The organism is Nitratidesulfovibrio liaohensis, assembly GCF_011682075.1.
In the GTDB taxonomy this organism is placed as follows: domain Bacteria; phylum Desulfobacterota; class Desulfovibrionia; order Desulfovibrionales; family Desulfovibrionaceae; genus Cupidesulfovibrio; species Cupidesulfovibrio liaohensis.
Map to the genome: position 1 here is coordinate 24,020 of NZ_VSMK01000656.1, position 15,174 is coordinate 39,193.

Below are 15,174 nucleotides of genomic sequence, written 5' to 3' on the forward strand. Positions count from 1 at the left end.
CGGGCAGCCCGCAAGGCAGGGCGGCTAGGTGTTTCTGCCGAAGTAGAAGTGCGACATGGCCCCCTTCAGGCTGACCCGATAGGCGGAAGATGCCGTCTCTGCGGTATCGGCCGTTGCCGCGTCCACCGCGTCGTAGGCGGCAGCGCCAACGCGCGTGGTAACCACCCGGCGCAGGCTGCGGATGTCGCGGATGAGTTCCGACTGCGAGGCAAGCTCTCCGAAGGCCGAGGATAGTTCCGGCGCATCGGCCAGGGTCTGTTCTATGCGCGCCTTGTCCGGATGGTCGCCCAGCACGGAAAGCGCCCCATCATCATTCATGGACAGAGTCAGCTTTTCGTCCAGCGACACCCCGGCGGCGTCCAGCCGGTCGGAAAGGGTGTCCAGAAACCCCTCTTGCAGGTCCGCGACGTTCTGTTCCAGCGTTTCCAACACGTTGCCGCCACGCTCGGAAATATCTTCCAGCGTGGAGCGCAGTTTGGGATTCAACGCGGAAAGGCTGGCGCTGTCGGTCAGGCGGGCAAGGTTGCCATCCGCCGTCTGCGCCTGCTCGGACCCGGACGCGGAGCGTCCTGCATCGGCGTCCTGCCCCGTGGTACGGTGGACGACCATCATGCTACCGAGATTGTTGAAAATGCCGTCTATGGCCACGCCCGCCTCCGTCGTGCAGAAATTTCCCTTCCCGTGTCTGGGGCAGGAATGAGCAAGATCGGTGCCAGCCAAAAGAGGCAGGCAGACGGCATCGTTGCTACGGACAGGGCGGGCCGCAAATCTGTGTGCAGTCACGCGGGTGGCCTGCCGCTTCCGGATTCGCCAGACTCGGCCAGATTTGTCCAGATATGACCAAATGCGCCCGGGCTCGCCCAACCGCCATCAGTCGCGTTGACAGTCGTGGGGGTTTTGCCGGAATCTGAGAGAAAGTCCGGAGTCCCGCCGCATACGGGGCACGGCAGGAGAACGCCATGCGAAACAACGCGTTGACGATGAACGACATGTCGGATGGTCGGGCCGGGTCTTTCTGCGGGGATTGCCGCGCAGGCCGCCTCATGCCCGACAGGCGTGGACGAAGCATAGTGCGCCGCCACATTGCGGCGGTACTGACATGCCTGGCCCTGGGGAGCGTGCTTTCGGGGATGGTGCCTGCATCCGCGCGGGCAGAGGCCACGCTGCTGCCGGGGGGTGAATACCCAGATGCGCAATGCACCTCGCCCATGCGTCCCTTTGCGGGGGACAAAGCCTGGGAATGGGACCTGTACCGCCAGAAGATGGGCGCCTACCGGGCTTGCGTGGACGCTTACGTGCGCCGTGCCCGGGCGGACATCGAGCACATCCAGGGCAAGATCGACAAGGCCGTGCGCGAGTACAACCGCGAGGTGACCATGCCCTGACCAATGGGCGCAAGGGAATGGGGAACGGAACGGGTGGCCCCGCCCTGCCCAGCGGGGCAGGGCGGGGAGGTGGCATGGCCTGACGACCGCCGTCGCCATGGGGCTACCAAGCAGTTGACCTAGCCGGGACCATTCCAATGCCCGCAATTTTCGCAGGCAAAGCCGGAAAAGTCCGCCGCCCCGGCATCGTCCGTCCAGACCTCCACTTCGTTGATGTGCCCGCAGTTCTCGCATGGGATGCGGGCCATGTGTTCTTCGGGATCGTAGTCGCAACCTTCGCCGCGAATGATCAGGGTGGCGGTGTATTCGGGCATGGCGGCCTCCGGGTGTGCGGCGCGGCTGGCAGGGCAGGCACACGCCGTGCGCGTTGGGGGGGGGTATCCATTCTGACGATGCCGCAGGTTTCGCGCACGGTCAACCCTGGCCTTCATTCCCATGCCGGGCCAGCCCCGCACGGCATGTCACGTGCCTGCCAATCCGGCACCGCCCAGTGCAGTCCGGCGCAATCCGGCGCAAGCCGCCGACCACATGGCTTTGCGCGGCGGCCAGCGGGCCTGTTGCCGCCTCTCGGCATCTTGACCGGCGCGCCCGGCTGGCCTATATTGTTGAGCATGCCGTCGGATGACGGTACCGAACTGTGCCGCTGCGCGGGGTTTGCCCCGTCGGCGGGACACTTTCTTTTTGCCCGGTAACAGACCATGCCCAGATATTTCAAGGAACGAGCATGAGCAGCATCCCCATCTCCACCGAAGGCTACGATCGACTGATGAAGGAACTGGAACGCCTGAAGTCGGAACGCCCGGCGATCATCCAGGCCATCAAGGAAGCCCGCGAAGAAGGCGATCTGAAAGAAAACGCCGGGTATGACGCCGCCCGCGAACGGCAGGGCATGCTCGAAGCCCGCATCTCGTACATCGAATCGCGCATGGCCCAGTTCAACGTCATCAATCTGGACAGCCTGTCCGGTGACAAGGTGATGTTTGGCGCCACCGTGGAAATCGAGGATCTCGACAGCGGCGAATCCAAGCGCTACACGCTGCTCGGCCCGGACGAGGCCGATTACGCACAGGGGACCATTTCCGTGCTTTCGCCGGTGGCGCGAGCGCTGCTGGGCAAGGAAGAAGGCGACGAGATCGTGGTCGATGCCCCGCGTGGCCGCATCAGCTACGAGATCATTTCCATCGCCTTCGAGGGCGCGCGCCGCTAGCGCCGGGCCCGCCATCCGCTGTACTCCATGCGCCCCGGCCCACCCGCCGGGGCGCTTTCGTCAGAGCGGCGTTGCCCGGCGAAGTGCCCATTGCCGCATACGGTTCCGGCGCCTTGCAGGCGACAGCCCGCGTCAGCCGGAAAACCCCACGCGCAGGGGGTTTCGCCCCGGCGTGAAAAATGGCATGATCCACGTGAAAGAAAGCACATGCGGAGCCGCATCCGACATGCGGCCCCCCCAACGGAAGGAGTGCGCCATGGCCCCCGCCCGCAACCTGACCACCGAACGTCTCGACGCCTTGCGCCACAAGCTGTTGGCCATGCTCGCAACGGTGGAGCAGGCCATCGACAGCTGCATTGACGCCTATTGCCACCGCGACGAGGCCAAGGCCTGGACCGTCGCCGCACACGACCACGCCATCAACGAGATGGAAACCTGCATCGACGAAATGGGCATGCGCCTTCTGGCCCGCGAAGGGCCACTGGCGCAAGACCTGCGCACCGTGCTGGCCACCATGCGCATTGCCAACGACATCGAGCGCATGGCCGACGAGGCCGCCAACATCGCCGAACGCACCATGCCCCTGGTGGCATTGCCTCCGCTGCCCTTCGACGAGGACTTCAAGGCCTTCGTGCCGCTGGTGCGCAACATGGTGCACCAGGCGGTGCAGTGCGTGGTGGACATGGACCCCGACCTGGGCCGCAGGCTGGCCGAGTTGGACGAAGGCGTGGACTGCGGGTTGCGCCAGCTCACCCTCAGGGTTGTGCAGCACATGAAGTCCAACCCCGAAAAGATCGAGGCGGCGCTGTCGTTCCTGATCATCTGCCGCAGGCTGGAACGCATCGGCGACCTTTCCACCAACATCGGCGAGAGCGTGTTTTTCGCCGTGCGCGGCGTCAACGCCAAGCACAGCCACTTCGACGATGACGAACCGGCATAATGCTTTGGTGCACTTTCATGCACCACGCATGACTTGAACTGCCAACACCCCACGCAACAGTCACAATGAAACGGCTTCGGATGCACATGCTCCGGAGCCGTTCCTGTTTGCGACGAATATTCCCACAGCAATACATTCATGACTGGCAATTGATTCTGCATATTCTCCGAAATGCTTGCGCCGCCGTCTGTACAGTAAGCACACGGCATGATGAGTGCAGCACTACACATCGCGCACGCGCCGCAACTTCATGGAAAATGCCTACCCCGAATCTTGACGCTGTCAGGTCGAAATGCTACCACCCCGCTCATTGCTTGACCAACCAATGCATTCGGCATGGCGTGAGGACATGCCGGATAGTGTGAACGCTCACTTCGGAGGTGCATCCCACAATGGCGTCCATGGATTATCTGCAATTGGCGGCAGCGCTCGCCCCCATCGTCTGGCTGATCTTCTCGCTTGTCGTGCTCAAGCTGCCAGCCTATCGCACCTGTGCGCTCACGCTGGTCTGCACGCTGGCCCTTGCCGTGTTCGGCTGGTGGAAGATGCCCGCCGTCATGGCCCTTTCCGCCGCGCTTGAAGGGGCGGCCATGGCCTTGTGGCCCATCATGATCGTGATCATCGCCGCCGTGTTCACCTACAACCTTGCCCGCCACACCGGCAGCATGGACGTGATCACCCGCATGCTCTCGTCCATCACCACCGACAAGCGCCTGCTGGTACTCATCGTGGCCTGGGGCTTCGGCGGCTTTCTCGAGGGCGTGGCCGGATACGGCACCGCCGTGGCCATTCCCGCCAGCATCCTTGCCGCCATGGGCTTTCAGCCCATGTTCGCCGCGGTGATCTGCCTGGTGGCCAACACCGTGCCCACGGCCTTCGGGGCCATCGGCATTCCCATCGTGACCATGGCGGGCGTCACCGGCCTGCCGGTGGAGACCATCAGCTACTACACCGCGTTGCAGCTGTTCGTGTTCATCATCCTGATCACCTACCTGCTGGTCATCCTTACCTCCGGGTTCAAGGGCATCAAGGGCGTGTTCTGGGCCACCCTGGTTTCCGGCCTGGCCTTCGCCTTTCCGCAGCTGTACACCGCAAAGTACATGGGCGCCGAACTGCCGTGCCTCATCGGCAGCGTGTGCAGCATGATCGCCACCATCGTCTGGGCGCGCCTGTTCCACCGCGACACCGCCGCACAGGTCGATCCCATTCCCGCCGCCGAAAAGGTGAAGGCCTGGCTGCCGTACATTCTGGTGTTCGCCTTCATCATCCTGTGCAGCAACCTGTTCCCGGCCATCCGCGACGCCCTGGGCGCCGTGAAGACCACCGTGCGCATCTACGGCGACAATCCCTTCACCTTCAAGTGGATCGCCACCCCCGGCGCGCTGATCATCATCGCCACCTACATCGGCGGCATGATCCAGGGCGTGAAGGTGCGCGAGATCACCGGCGTGCTCGGCAGCACCGCCAAGAAGCTGGTGTACTCGGGCATCACCGTGGTTTCCATCGTGGCGCTGGCCAAGGTCATGGCCACCAGCGGCATGATCAACACCATCGCCATCGCCGTGGCCGATTCCACCAGCAGCTACTTTCCGTTCATCTCGCCGCTGCTCGGCGCACTTGGCACCTTCGTCACCGGCAGCGACACCTCGTCCAACGTGCTCTTCGGCCAGTTGCAGATGGAAGTGGCCAATCGCATCAGCATCGACAGCACGTGGATCGTGTCCGCCTCTGCCGCCGGCGCCACCGCGGGCAAGATGATCTCGCCCCAGTCCATCGCCGTGGCCACTGCCGCCACCGGCCTTACCGGCTACGAAGGGCGCATCATGAACCGCACCCTGGCCGTGTGCGTGGGCTATGTGCTGGTGCTCGGCACCCTGGTCTACGTGGCCATTCCGTACCTGCACCTGCTGTAGGCACGGCACTCGACCGACCTGACCCTGCAGGGGGGGCGTCTTCGGACGCCCCCTTTTTCTTTGCGGAATGAAGAAAGGGCTGGGGTTTGCCGCCCCAACATGCCTCGCGGTCTTGTGGTGTTGCGCCAGCGTTGGCGTGCGCGAAGGAGCCATAGAGCAAGAGCAGGGCGGGTGGGAAAAGTCCGATCGCGGCCCGGCGGGGGAGGGCACGATGCGCCACGGCGGGCGTGATCAACGAACGTCGGAAGAAAAGGGAAAGGTATGAACCGCCAGCGAAGGCGGGCACACATGAAAACGGCCGCCTCCATGGAGACGGCCGTGCGGTGGCGACAGGGCGCCTGCAGCGCGAAGGGCGTGCTTACTGGTGCGCGTTGTGGGCAGCCTGTTGCAGGCTGCCGCGCACGATGAACAGTGCCGCCAGCAGCATGCCGGAAATCAGCGGCTGCGAGCGAGTGATGAAGGCCAGCACGAAGGCGGCAAAGGTGGCGTACAGCATGTAGCGGTCCCACGGTTCCGCGTTGCCGCGCGGCATGTCCAGCAGGGCGCTGGGGCGGGCCAGATAGGTGACCCCCGCCGTGAGCAGGATGATCACGAACACGCCCGCCGCGCGCAGGTCGGCCAGCATGTGCGCAAGGCCCGGCGTGCGTGCGTACAGGCCAAGCCCGCCCAGCATGATGGAAATGTTCACCCCCAGCAGCAGCCGGTCAAGCAGAATGCGCCGCCACATCAGCACGGCCATGCACAGCGCGGCGCACAGCGCGCCAAGACCGTAGGGCAGCAGCGCCTGCTCGGGATCGTCGCCCGCCAGTCGCGAGGCGATGGCGAAAACCTGCAATGGCAGCAGTTCGAAGGCAAGGCGTATCCACTTGTGCATGGGGTGTCCGGGAAGCTGGTCTTCAGGGGTGGCGGAGCCTGCGGGGCCGCCGGGCATGCGGCCCGTGCGAGAAGTTTCGTGGGACAAGGTCGCGCCTGTGCTGGTCAAAGATGAATGGGGTGAATGGGGTAAGGAATTGAGACGGGAGAACGGCACCGCTGGCAACCAATCCATCGGCGACGCGTAGCTCTAACCGAAAAACAGTTCCCGCAGCAAGAGGGCGTTGAGCCCGATTACAATGAGCGCTATGCAGCACAGCATGGCCCGCGTGGACGGCGGATTGGCGTACTGGCCCATCACCCTGCGGCTGGACGTAAGGTACAGTTGCAGCAGCACCGTCAACGGAAGCTGCATGGAAAGGGCCACCTGCGAATACACCAGACCCTTCAGCGGGTCGTCTATGGCGGTGATGATCAGGGCTGCCGCCCCCAGGGTGATGCCCACACCCCACCGGGTGTGCTTGTCCTTGATGGCGTAGGGCTCGCCGAACATGCCGGCATAGATGCTGCCCCCGGCCATGCCCGCCGTGACGCTGGACGAAAGCCCCGCGAACAGCAGCGCCAGTGCGAACACCGTGGACGCCGCCCCGCCCAGCAAGGGCGAAAGCAGGGCACAGGCCTGCTCCAGTTCGTCCACCTGAAGGCCATGGCTGAAAAATGCGGCCGCCGCCAGCAGGATCATGCCGCTGTTGATGGCAAAGCCCACCAGCATGGAAAACAGGGTGTCCAGGTACTCGTAGCGCAGTTGCCGCTTGATCACCACGGCGTCCTCGAGGTTCCACTGGCGGCTCTGGATGACCTCGGAGTGCAGGAACAGGTTGTGCGGCATGACCACGGCCCCCAGCACGCTCATGACCACCACCAGCGCGCCGGGCGGAATGGAGGGCGTCACCCAGCCGTGCGCGGCGGCGCGCCAGTCCACCGGCACCAGAGTCAGCTCGTACAGGAACGAGATGCCGATGAGCGATACGAACCCCACGATCCAGCGTTCGATGCGGGTGTAGGAGTTGGTCAGCAGCAACACGCAGACCACGGCCATGGTCAGCACCGTGCCCGCCCCCAGCGGCAGGCCGAACAGCATGCGCAGGGCGATGGCCGCCCCCAGCAGTTCCGCCAGGGCCGTGGCCACGGACGCCGCCACGGCAGACCCCAGCACGAAAACGGAAACGGAGCGCGGCAGATGGGTGGTGGCCGCCTCGGACAGGCACAGCCCGGTGGCTATCCCCAGATGCGCGGCGTTGTGCTGGAGCAGGATGAGCATGACCGTGGACAGCGTGACCATCCACAGCAGCGAGTAGCCGAATTGCGCTCCGGCGCTGACGTTGGAGGCCCAGTTGCCGGGGTCGATGAACCCCACGGTGACCAGCAACCCCGGTCCCACGTAGCGCAGGAATTCGCGGGCGGATGCGCATGATCGGCATTCCGACGTGGACAGGACGTCCTTCAGGCGGTCCATCAGGCTGCCCACGCGATGGCTGGCGGGGGTGCTGCGTGAAGGGGGGGCGGTCTGCATGAGTGCCTCTGGGCATGGGAAAGAAGGTTGCCAATGCAGGCAGACTAGCACGGCGCGCGGGGTGCGTCATCAAGGCGCCCGGTGCACGCCGCGCCGACAGTGAGAGACCATGGCGCGGCGGAGCCGAAACGGACCGGGCGGGCAGGGTGTCCGGAAGGAAGGGCGGGGCGTGACGACCGTGACGGGAGAGAGGAGCGGAAAAACGAAAAAAGGCCCTGTGTCCACAGGGCCTTTCGTATTCTTGGTAGCAAGGGAGGGATTTGAACCCCCGACACTGCGGGTATGAACCGCATGCTCTAACCAACTGAGCTACCTTGCCAAGTCCAGTGCCGCTCGGGACTCGTTCCCGTTGCGACGGATGGTTTCTCTACCGGACACGGGGTGCCTTGGCAAGCGTTTTTTGGCGGCTTTTTGAAAAAGTCCGCGCAACCACGCCCGGCGCGGCATTGCGCCCGCCCCACACGGCGTCAGTTGACCATGAACCAGAACACCAGCGGGGCCACGGCCAGCCGGTACCAGGCAAAGGGGGCCAGGGTCACCCGGCCCATGAGCCCGATGAACACCTTCACGGCCACCCACGCGGCCAGGAACGACACCACGAATCCGGTGGCGAAGAAGGGAATGTCCGCGCTGGTGAACAGGGCATGGCTCTTGAGCAGATCATAGCCCGTTGCCGCAAACATGATGGGCACCGCCGCAATGAACGAATACTCGGCGGCCAGGCCGCGTCGCGCGCCCAGCAGCATGCCACCCATGATGGTGGCGGCAGAGCGCGAGAACCCCGGCCACAGGGCCAGACACTGGAACAGCCCGATGCCCAGCGCCAGCGCCGGGGTCATGTCGTCCAGGTCCATGTACACGGGGCGGTGTTTGCGCCGCTCCACCAGCAGCATGGCCACGGCGCCCACGCCCAGGGCCAGGGCCACGGTGGCGGGGCTGAACAGGTGATCCTTGATGTAATGATGCGTCGCAAGGCCCAGCAGGCTGGCGGGCAGCGAGGTGATGCCCAGCAGCACGATGCCGCGCACCCCGGCAAAGCGCACGTACGGTTTTGGTCGCAGCAGCCCCCAGAAGCGGTCCCAGTACAGCACGACCACTGCCAGGATGGCCCCGAGTTGGATGACCACCTCGAAGGTGGCCGCCTTGGGCCCGGTGAAGCCCAGCAGGTCGCCCGCGATGATCAGGTGCCCGGTGGAGGACACCGGCAGGAATTCTGTCAGCCCTTCGACGATGCCGAGCAGGACGGCGGAGATGATGTCGTGCATGGATGGTGTTCGGCCTGGAGCGGCCGTGCGGCTGGGGGTGGAGGCGCAGCCCCGCGCGGGCAGAGCACGGAAAGACTCGGCCGGGCGCGGCAAGGCGCGAAAAAGCGCGCAGGATTGCGCAAGGCCGATACGCCGGATTGCGCGGGGATACCGCATGGACCGGCGAGTTGCAACCCCGTCGTGGTTGATGTAAATTCCACGCCGCGCGAACGGCCGCAAGCCTTCTGGCCTCCGACTGACTCTAGACTGGATGTCGACTGGCCGCCAAGACCATCGCCTGCAACCATGCCGCTCCGCAAACCCGCCAGGGGGGACCATGACCACCGTCATTCCGCACAGCGAACTGGTAAAGCGCGCCGCCGCCTGGGTGGCGGAACACCGTGCCGAGCAACCGTCCCGTCCCCTGACCGACATCGTGGACGAGGCGGGCGCGCGGTTCAACCTCGGCCCCATGGAAACCGAAATGCTGCTGGACCTGTTCCGCAACTGCCACAACGACCACATACAGGAATAACCCTCTGTCCCTCCGTCTCAATACCCTGTTGCAGCGCCAGCTGTTTGGCGAACTGCTGCACCTGTTCCTGCTCTGTCTGGGCTCGCTGCTCACCCTGGTCCTCATCGGCCGGGGCCTGCAACTGCGCGAACTCTTTCTGGGGCTGGATCTCGGCCTTGCCGACGCGGTGCTGCTGTTCGTCTATCTGACCCCGTTCTTCATGCTGCTGGTGGTACCGGTGGCGTGCATGCTCAGCGTATTCCTGACCTTTCTGCGCATGAGCACCGACCGCGAACTCATCGCCCTCAAGGCGGGCGGCGTCAGCCTGTACCAGATGCTGGCCGCGCCGGTGCTGTTCTGCGTGCTGTGCACCCTGCTGACCCTGGGCATCTCGTTGCAGGGGCTGGCCTGGGGCATGTCGCACTTCCGCGCCACGGTCATGGAAATCGCCAACAGTCGCGCCCGCGTGGTGGTGCAACCCGGCGTGTTCAACAAGGACATTCCCGGACTTACCCTGTTTGCCCGCCAGGTGGACCCCGCCGACAGCAGACTGTCGCAGGTCATCGTGGAGGACCGTTCGCGCAAGGACGCCACCCTGACCATTCTGGCGCCCACCGGCGACATCGCCACCGACGAGGCGCGCGGCGAGTTGCTGTTCCGCCTGCAGAACGGCCGCCTGTACAAGACCGAAGGGCAGCAGGTATCCGTGCTGGGCTTTGGCGAGTACGTGGTGCGCATCGATCTGGGGCAGATGTTCAAGGGGCTGGACCTTGGGGAGATCAAGCCCAAGGAGCTGTCCTGGTCGCAGTTGCGGGCGTTGCCCCAGGACGAGGCCAATGCCTCGCTGGGCGACAAGTACCTGCGCAAGGTGGCGGTTGAACTGCACAAGCGCTGGGTATTCCCGGCGGCCTGCCTGGTGCTGGGGCTGTTCGCCATGCCGCTGGCCTGCGCCTTCGAAGGGCTGCACCGCCAGTTCGGCGTAGTGCTGGCACTGCTGATGTTCCTGGTCTACTACAGCCTGCTCTCGTTCGGACTGACCACGGGCGAGGCGGGCACCATCCCGCCGGTGGTGGGCCTGTGGATGCCCAACGCCCTGTTCCTGGCCACCGGGCTGTGGGGGCTGCGTCTGGCCGCGCACGAGCGCACGCCCGCCGTGGTCAGCCTGTTCTCGCACAGCCGGCTCGCCCTGCGGCGCAAAAGGGCGTCCGCATGAGCCTGCTTTCGCGCTACCTGTTCCGCAACAACCTGACGCTGATCCTCCCCACCCTGGCCATCGGCACCGGGCTGTACATCCTGTCCGACCTGTTCGACAGGCTGGACGACTTTCTGGAAGCTGGGGTGAGCTTCGGTGTGGCCGCTTGGTATTTCGTGGCCAAGACGCCGCTGATCATCTCGCAGATCCTGCCCGCCGTGTTCCTGCTGGCCACCCTGGCCCAGCTCTGCCTGATGTCGCGCGGGCGCGAACTCGTCGCCTTGCAGGCTGGCGGCATATCCATGGGGCGGGTGGCCCGCAACCTGGTATTCTGCGGCGTGGTCTGGGCCGTGGTGCAGCTTGGCTTCTCGCAGGTGCTGGGCGTTTCCGGCGAGGTGGAGGCCGCACGCATCTGGAGCGAGGACGTGCGCGGCAAGACCGAGGCCACGGCCACCCTGCGCAACGTTTGGTTCACTGACGGCCCCTACGTGGTCAACCTGGCGGAAGTGGTACCGGCCAAGGGGACGGGAACCGACCTTGCCGCCTACGAATTGTCCGCCGACGGCCTGACCATCGCCCGGGTGATTCGCGCTGCATCGTTCACGGCCGGCAATGAAAATTGGGAACTGCGCGACGTGACCGTATTCGACCCTACGGGGTATCTCAGCACCCGTCAGGATACCCTGTCACTGCATCTGCGGCAGGACGTGCAGGCCTTCCTGATCACCGCGCGCAACGCCGACCCCTCGCGGCTGCCCTTGTGGCAACTGGGCGACGCCATCGACCGGCTGTCCGCATCCGGCTCCAACGTGGAAGGGGTGCGCACTGCGTGGCACATGAAGCTGGCCTACGCCGCCTCGCTGGTGGTCATGGCCATGGTGGCCGCCGCCGTGGTGACCTGGCGCGACAACATCTACCTGTGCATCGGCCTTGCCCTGATCATCACCTTTCTGTTCTACACCATGTTCACGGTGGGCGGCACGTTGGGTCAGAAGGGCATCGTCACGCCGCCGCTGGCCGCCTGGGGATCCAACGGGCTGATCGGGGGCATTGCCCTGATCCGGCTGGCATGGGTGCTGAAACCACGCTTCAAGGCCGGGTGATCCGGCAACAGGACGAAACAGCACCAATGAACGGCGCCCCGGCATGCATGACATGACGGGGCGCCGTGCCGTTCGGAGGAAAGACGAGCAGGCCTGGACGAATCAGGGCCACCGCAGCCCGAACAGAACGGAACAGGGTGGGACAGGACTGACAGGGCTGACAGGGCTGAACAGAATCGGGCAGACGGGACGGAGGTCGGTTCACTCCCCGGTTGCGTCGGATTCGGAAGCAGGGCGCGGGGCCGGAGCATCCACGGCGGCGTCAGGATGAGCGGCGGCGCGGCCCTGAGACGCGGCATCCGCCAGCGGCACGTCGCGTTTGGCGCTGCCGAAGGGATCCAGAAGAGCGGACCCCCGCACTTCGCCCACGGTAACCACCTTGCGCAGTGACGCCCACAGGTTGTCCACGCCCATGCCCGTCTTGGCGGACACCACCAGCGGGGCAATGCCCCCCAGGATGTCGCGCCACTGCCGCTGGCGCTCGGCGCGTTCGCGCTGGGAGCACTTGTCGGCCTTGGTCAGCACCGGCAGCAGGGTGATGCCGCTCTTGCGGGCGAACGAGGTCAGGTCCAGGTCCAGTTGCTGCGGCTCCAGGCGGCTGTCCAGCAGCACGGTCAGGGCCTTCAGGGTGGGGCAGGTGCTCAGGTAGCGTTCGATGAGCTCTGCCCACTTCTGGCGTTCTTCCTTGCTGCACTTGGCGTAGCCGTAGCCGGGCAGGTCCACCACGTAGAAGCCGTCGGGCTTCACGCGGTAATAGTTGATGGAACGCGTCTTGCCGGGGGTGGCGCTGATCTTGGCCAGCGCCTTGCGGCGGGCCAGGGCGTTGACGAGCGAGGATTTGCCCACGTTGGAGCGCCCGGCAAGGGCTATCTGCGGCGCGTCGAAGGCGCGCATCTGTTCAAGGGTGTAGACGGTGGCTTCAAGTTCAAGCACTGGTTGCATGGTCGTATCCGATGGCGCCGGGCGCCGTGTGGCTGGGGGTAGACCCGATGGACGGCATGATGGGGGCCTGTCGGGCATGACGTGGGGCGGCTGCCGGAGCATGGAGCCCGGCGTGGCTTCATTGTTGACAACAAGCCGCCGTTGGGAAAAAATATCCTGTTACCCGATGCGGGCGCATGGTGTCCAGTCCGGCCCATCCCCGTTCCGTCGCAACCGGCCACGCTCCCAACAACCGGCCCCGCGCCGCCAACCGCACAAAGGACGCCGCATGGCCCGCTACCGCATACTGGTGCTGAACGGCCCCAATCTGGGCGCGCTGGGCGTGCGCCAGCCCGACATCTACGGCAGCGTGGGCATGGATGCCGTGCCCGGCCTGGTGGGGCAGGTGCTGGGCGCTGGCGCCAGCGGCGTGGAACTGGAGTTCTTCCAGTCCAACGGCGAAGGCGCGCTCATCGACCGGCTGGAACAGGCCCGGCGCGACGGCGTGGACGGCGTGGTGCTGAACGCGGGCGCGTACACCCACACCAGCCTTGCCCTGGCCGACTGCCTGGCCTGGATCGGGCTGCCCTGCGTCGAGGTGCATCTCAGCAACGTGCTGGCGCGGTCCGAACCGCTGCGCCAGAAGAGCTACATCGGCCGCCACGTCATCGGCGTGGTGGCGGGCTTCGGCATCACCAGCTACGCGCTCGCCGTGCAGGCGCTGGTGCTGCATCTGGATGCCCGGCAGTCGCCCGCCGCGACCCCGGTGTAGCGCCGCATATCCCTACGAACATCACTCCGGAGGCTTCATGTATTCAACCACCGATTTCAGGAAGGGTCTCAAGATCGAAATCGACGGCACGCCCTTCGAAATCGTCGAGTTCCAGCATTTCAAGCCCGGCAAGGGCGGCGCCATGGTGCGCACCAAGCTGCGCAACCTGCTGAACGACCGCGTGGTGGACAACACCTTCCGCTCCGGCGAAAAGGTGGGCCGCCCCGACATGGAAACCCGTGAAATGCAGTACCTGTACCGTGAAGGCGACGATCTCGTATTCATGGACCTGACCACCTACGAACAGCTGCACATCGCGGAAGACACCACCGACGGCAAGGCCGGCTTCCTCAAGGAAGCCCAGCAGGTGCGCGTGCTGCTGTACAACGGCAAGCCGCTGGACATCGACCTGCCCGTGTCCCTGGTGCTGGAAGTGACCGACACCGAACCCGGCGCCAAGGGCGACACCGTGAGCAACGTGACAAAGCCCGCCACGCTGGAAACCGGCATCGTCATCGGCGTGCCCATCTTCGTGAACATCGGCGACCGCGTGAAGGTCGATACCCGCACCCGCGAATATCTGGGCCGCGAATAGCCCGGTTTCGCGCACGGCCCCCTGGGGCACTTCACCCCCCTCCGAGGCGGATGGCGGCCATGGTCGCCAGTCCGGTGCGACGGGGCCGTGTGGACGGAAACCCACGAGTACGGTAAGGGATATGGCCGATACGGTCATATCCCTTTTCCTTGCGGGCCGCCCCGCGCCAATACGCACTCCGCGACAATCAGGAGGGTGCCGCCACGGACGGCAACAAACTGGCCCGCGAACTTTTCGGGCTCTTCCTCATCTTCTGGGGGCTGCTGCTGTTGCTCAGCCTCGCCACCTTCGACGCTCGCGATCCCAGCCTGAACCACGTGGTCAGCAATGCCACGCAGGTGCGCAACAGCGCGGGGTTGTTCGGCTCGTATATCGGCGGCATCCTGGTGGATCTCTTTGGCTTTTCCGCGTTCCTGTGGCCGTTCGGCTTCATGGGGATCGGCGCGCGCTACGTGGTCATCCCCTTTGATGTGCCGTGGTGGCGCTGGCTGGGGTTGATCCTGCTGGGCGCGTGCGTGGCCACCATGGGCGCGGGGTGGAACCTGTCCGTCGGCGACGTGGGCGGCGGCGGTTTTTTCGGTGTCGTCCTGCATAACTTCGCGGCACGCTATTTCAGCCCGCGTGGCTCGGCGCTGGTGTGGCTGTTCCTGTTCCTTATCTCGGCCCAACTGGTGCTGGCCCTGTCCTGGTCGGCCATGGGCCGCCGCATCCTTCAAGGGTTGCGTGAAGGGCTGACGCCCAAGGCAAAGCCCGCCGCAAGACTGGAAATTTCCGCGCAGCGCAGCCCAAAGGAACCCGCCATGCCCCGCCCGGTGATCGTGGGGGGCGACGACCGTCTGCCAAATCCCGCGGACCCTGCGGACCCAGCGGCCAGCACCGCGCGCGCTTCCCGCTGGCTGAGGCTGCCGGGCATGGGCGTGTTCCAGTTCCTGTGGAACCGCAAGCGCGGGGCAAGGCAGGGCCAGGTGGTCGATGTGACCCCCGCGCCGCTGCCCGCCGGGC

At 65.3% G+C, this 15,174-nt stretch carries 16 protein-coding genes and 1 tRNA gene; 10 read left to right on the forward strand and 7 right to left on the reverse strand.

The features are described 5' to 3' along the window. Nucleotides 1-24: 24 nt before the first annotated feature. Nucleotides 25-648, reverse strand: coding sequence for a hypothetical protein (locus FVW27_RS17355; RefSeq protein WP_167127581.1), 624 nt, complete (start codon nucleotides 646-648; stop codon nucleotides 25-27). Between the two features lie 395 nt (nucleotides 649-1,043). On the opposite strand from FVW27_RS17355, the gene FVW27_RS17360 reads away from it, so the two are divergent. Beyond that, nucleotides 1,044-1,385: a hypothetical protein gene (locus FVW27_RS17360; protein ID WP_243838545.1), complete on the forward strand. Its 342-nt coding sequence runs from the start codon at nucleotides 1,044-1,046 to the stop codon at nucleotides 1,383-1,385. Between the two features lie 119 nt (nucleotides 1,386-1,504). Here the strand turns inward: FVW27_RS17360 and FVW27_RS17365 are convergent, their stop codons facing one another. Then, nucleotides 1,505-1,699, reverse strand: coding sequence for a hypothetical protein (locus tag FVW27_RS17365; protein ID WP_167127584.1), 195 nt, complete (start codon nucleotides 1,697-1,699; stop codon nucleotides 1,505-1,507). Nucleotides 1,700-2,109: 410 nt separating this feature from the next. Here FVW27_RS17365 and greA point away from each other — a divergent pair, with 410 nt between their 5' ends. From greA to FVW27_RS17380, 3 genes are all read left to right on the forward strand, one after another. After that, entirely contained in the window at nucleotides 2,110-2,592 is a 483-nt protein-coding gene (greA, locus tag FVW27_RS17370) for a transcription elongation factor GreA (RefSeq protein WP_167127587.1), read from the forward strand. 256 nt (nucleotides 2,593-2,848) lie between these two features. Further along, entirely contained in the window at nucleotides 2,849-3,532 is a 684-nt protein-coding gene (phoU, locus tag FVW27_RS17375; protein ID WP_167127590.1) for a phosphate signaling complex protein PhoU, read from the forward strand. Between the two features lie 401 nt (nucleotides 3,533-3,933). Beyond that, the gene (locus tag FVW27_RS17380; RefSeq protein WP_167127629.1) at nucleotides 3,934-5,445 is read left to right on the forward strand and encodes an L-lactate permease; all 1,512 of its coding nucleotides are present in this window, start codon (nucleotides 3,934-3,936) and stop codon (nucleotides 5,443-5,445) included. Between the two features lie 358 nt (nucleotides 5,446-5,803). Here the strand turns inward: FVW27_RS17380 and FVW27_RS17385 are convergent, their stop codons facing one another. From FVW27_RS17385 to FVW27_RS17400, 4 genes are all read right to left on the reverse strand, one after another. Further along, nucleotides 5,804-6,319 carry a hypothetical protein gene (locus FVW27_RS17385; RefSeq protein WP_167127592.1) on the reverse strand — a complete coding sequence of 172 codons (516 nt, stop codon included), beginning with the start codon at nucleotides 6,317-6,319 and terminating at the stop codon, nucleotides 5,804-5,806. Nucleotides 6,320-6,508: 189 nt separating this feature from the next. Next, nucleotides 6,509-7,831 (reverse strand): Nramp family divalent metal transporter, encoded by a 1,323-nt coding sequence (locus FVW27_RS17390; protein WP_167127595.1) that lies wholly within the window; start codon nucleotides 7,829-7,831, stop codon nucleotides 6,509-6,511. Between the two features lie 242 nt (nucleotides 7,832-8,073). Beyond that, a tRNA-Met gene (locus FVW27_RS17395) sits at nucleotides 8,074-8,150 on the reverse strand. Between the two features lie 148 nt (nucleotides 8,151-8,298). Then, nucleotides 8,299-9,096 (reverse strand): undecaprenyl-diphosphate phosphatase, encoded by a 798-nt coding sequence (locus tag FVW27_RS17400; RefSeq protein WP_167127598.1) that lies wholly within the window; start codon nucleotides 9,094-9,096, stop codon nucleotides 8,299-8,301. 316 nt (nucleotides 9,097-9,412) lie between these two features. Between FVW27_RS17400 and FVW27_RS17405 the strand changes: the two genes are divergently transcribed. From FVW27_RS17405 to FVW27_RS17415, 3 genes are read left to right on the forward strand one after another with little or no spacing between them, the layout of a single operon-like run. Further along, a complete protein-coding gene (locus FVW27_RS17405; RefSeq protein WP_167127601.1) occupies nucleotides 9,413-9,610 on the forward strand; it encodes a hypothetical protein in 198 nt (65 codons plus the stop codon). A 28-nt stretch (nucleotides 9,611-9,638) separates the two neighbouring features. Continuing rightward, nucleotides 9,639-10,802 carry an LPS export ABC transporter permease LptF gene (lptF, locus tag FVW27_RS17410; protein WP_243838546.1) on the forward strand — a complete coding sequence of 388 codons (1,164 nt, stop codon included), beginning with the start codon at nucleotides 9,639-9,641 and terminating at the stop codon, nucleotides 10,800-10,802. Beyond that, nucleotides 10,799-11,884: an LptF/LptG family permease gene (locus FVW27_RS17415; RefSeq protein ID WP_167127604.1), complete on the forward strand. Its 1,086-nt coding sequence runs from the start codon at nucleotides 10,799-10,801 to the stop codon at nucleotides 11,882-11,884. The genes lptF and FVW27_RS17415 overlap by 4 nt, the downstream gene beginning before the upstream one ends. Nucleotides 11,885-12,085: 201 nt before the next feature. On the opposite strand, the gene yihA is transcribed toward FVW27_RS17415, so the two are convergent. Continuing rightward, nucleotides 12,086-12,826: a ribosome biogenesis GTP-binding protein YihA/YsxC gene (gene yihA / locus FVW27_RS17420; protein WP_167127607.1), complete on the reverse strand. Its 741-nt coding sequence runs from the start codon at nucleotides 12,824-12,826 to the stop codon at nucleotides 12,086-12,088. A gap of 268 nt (nucleotides 12,827-13,094) precedes the next feature. On the opposite strand from yihA, the gene FVW27_RS17425 reads away from it, so the two are divergent. From FVW27_RS17425 to FVW27_RS17435, 3 genes are all read left to right on the forward strand, one after another. Next, nucleotides 13,095-13,577, forward strand: coding sequence for a type II 3-dehydroquinate dehydratase (locus FVW27_RS17425; protein WP_167127610.1), 483 nt, complete (start codon nucleotides 13,095-13,097; stop codon nucleotides 13,575-13,577). Between the two features lie 37 nt (nucleotides 13,578-13,614). Next, nucleotides 13,615-14,172: an elongation factor P gene (efp, locus tag FVW27_RS17430; RefSeq protein ID WP_167127613.1), complete on the forward strand. Its 558-nt coding sequence runs from the start codon at nucleotides 13,615-13,617 to the stop codon at nucleotides 14,170-14,172. A gap of 149 nt (nucleotides 14,173-14,321) precedes the next feature. Next, nucleotides 14,322-15,174, forward strand: an 853-nt coding sequence (locus FVW27_RS17435) for a DNA translocase FtsK 4TM domain-containing protein (protein ID WP_208294865.1), incomplete at its 3' end; no start/stop codon positions are given.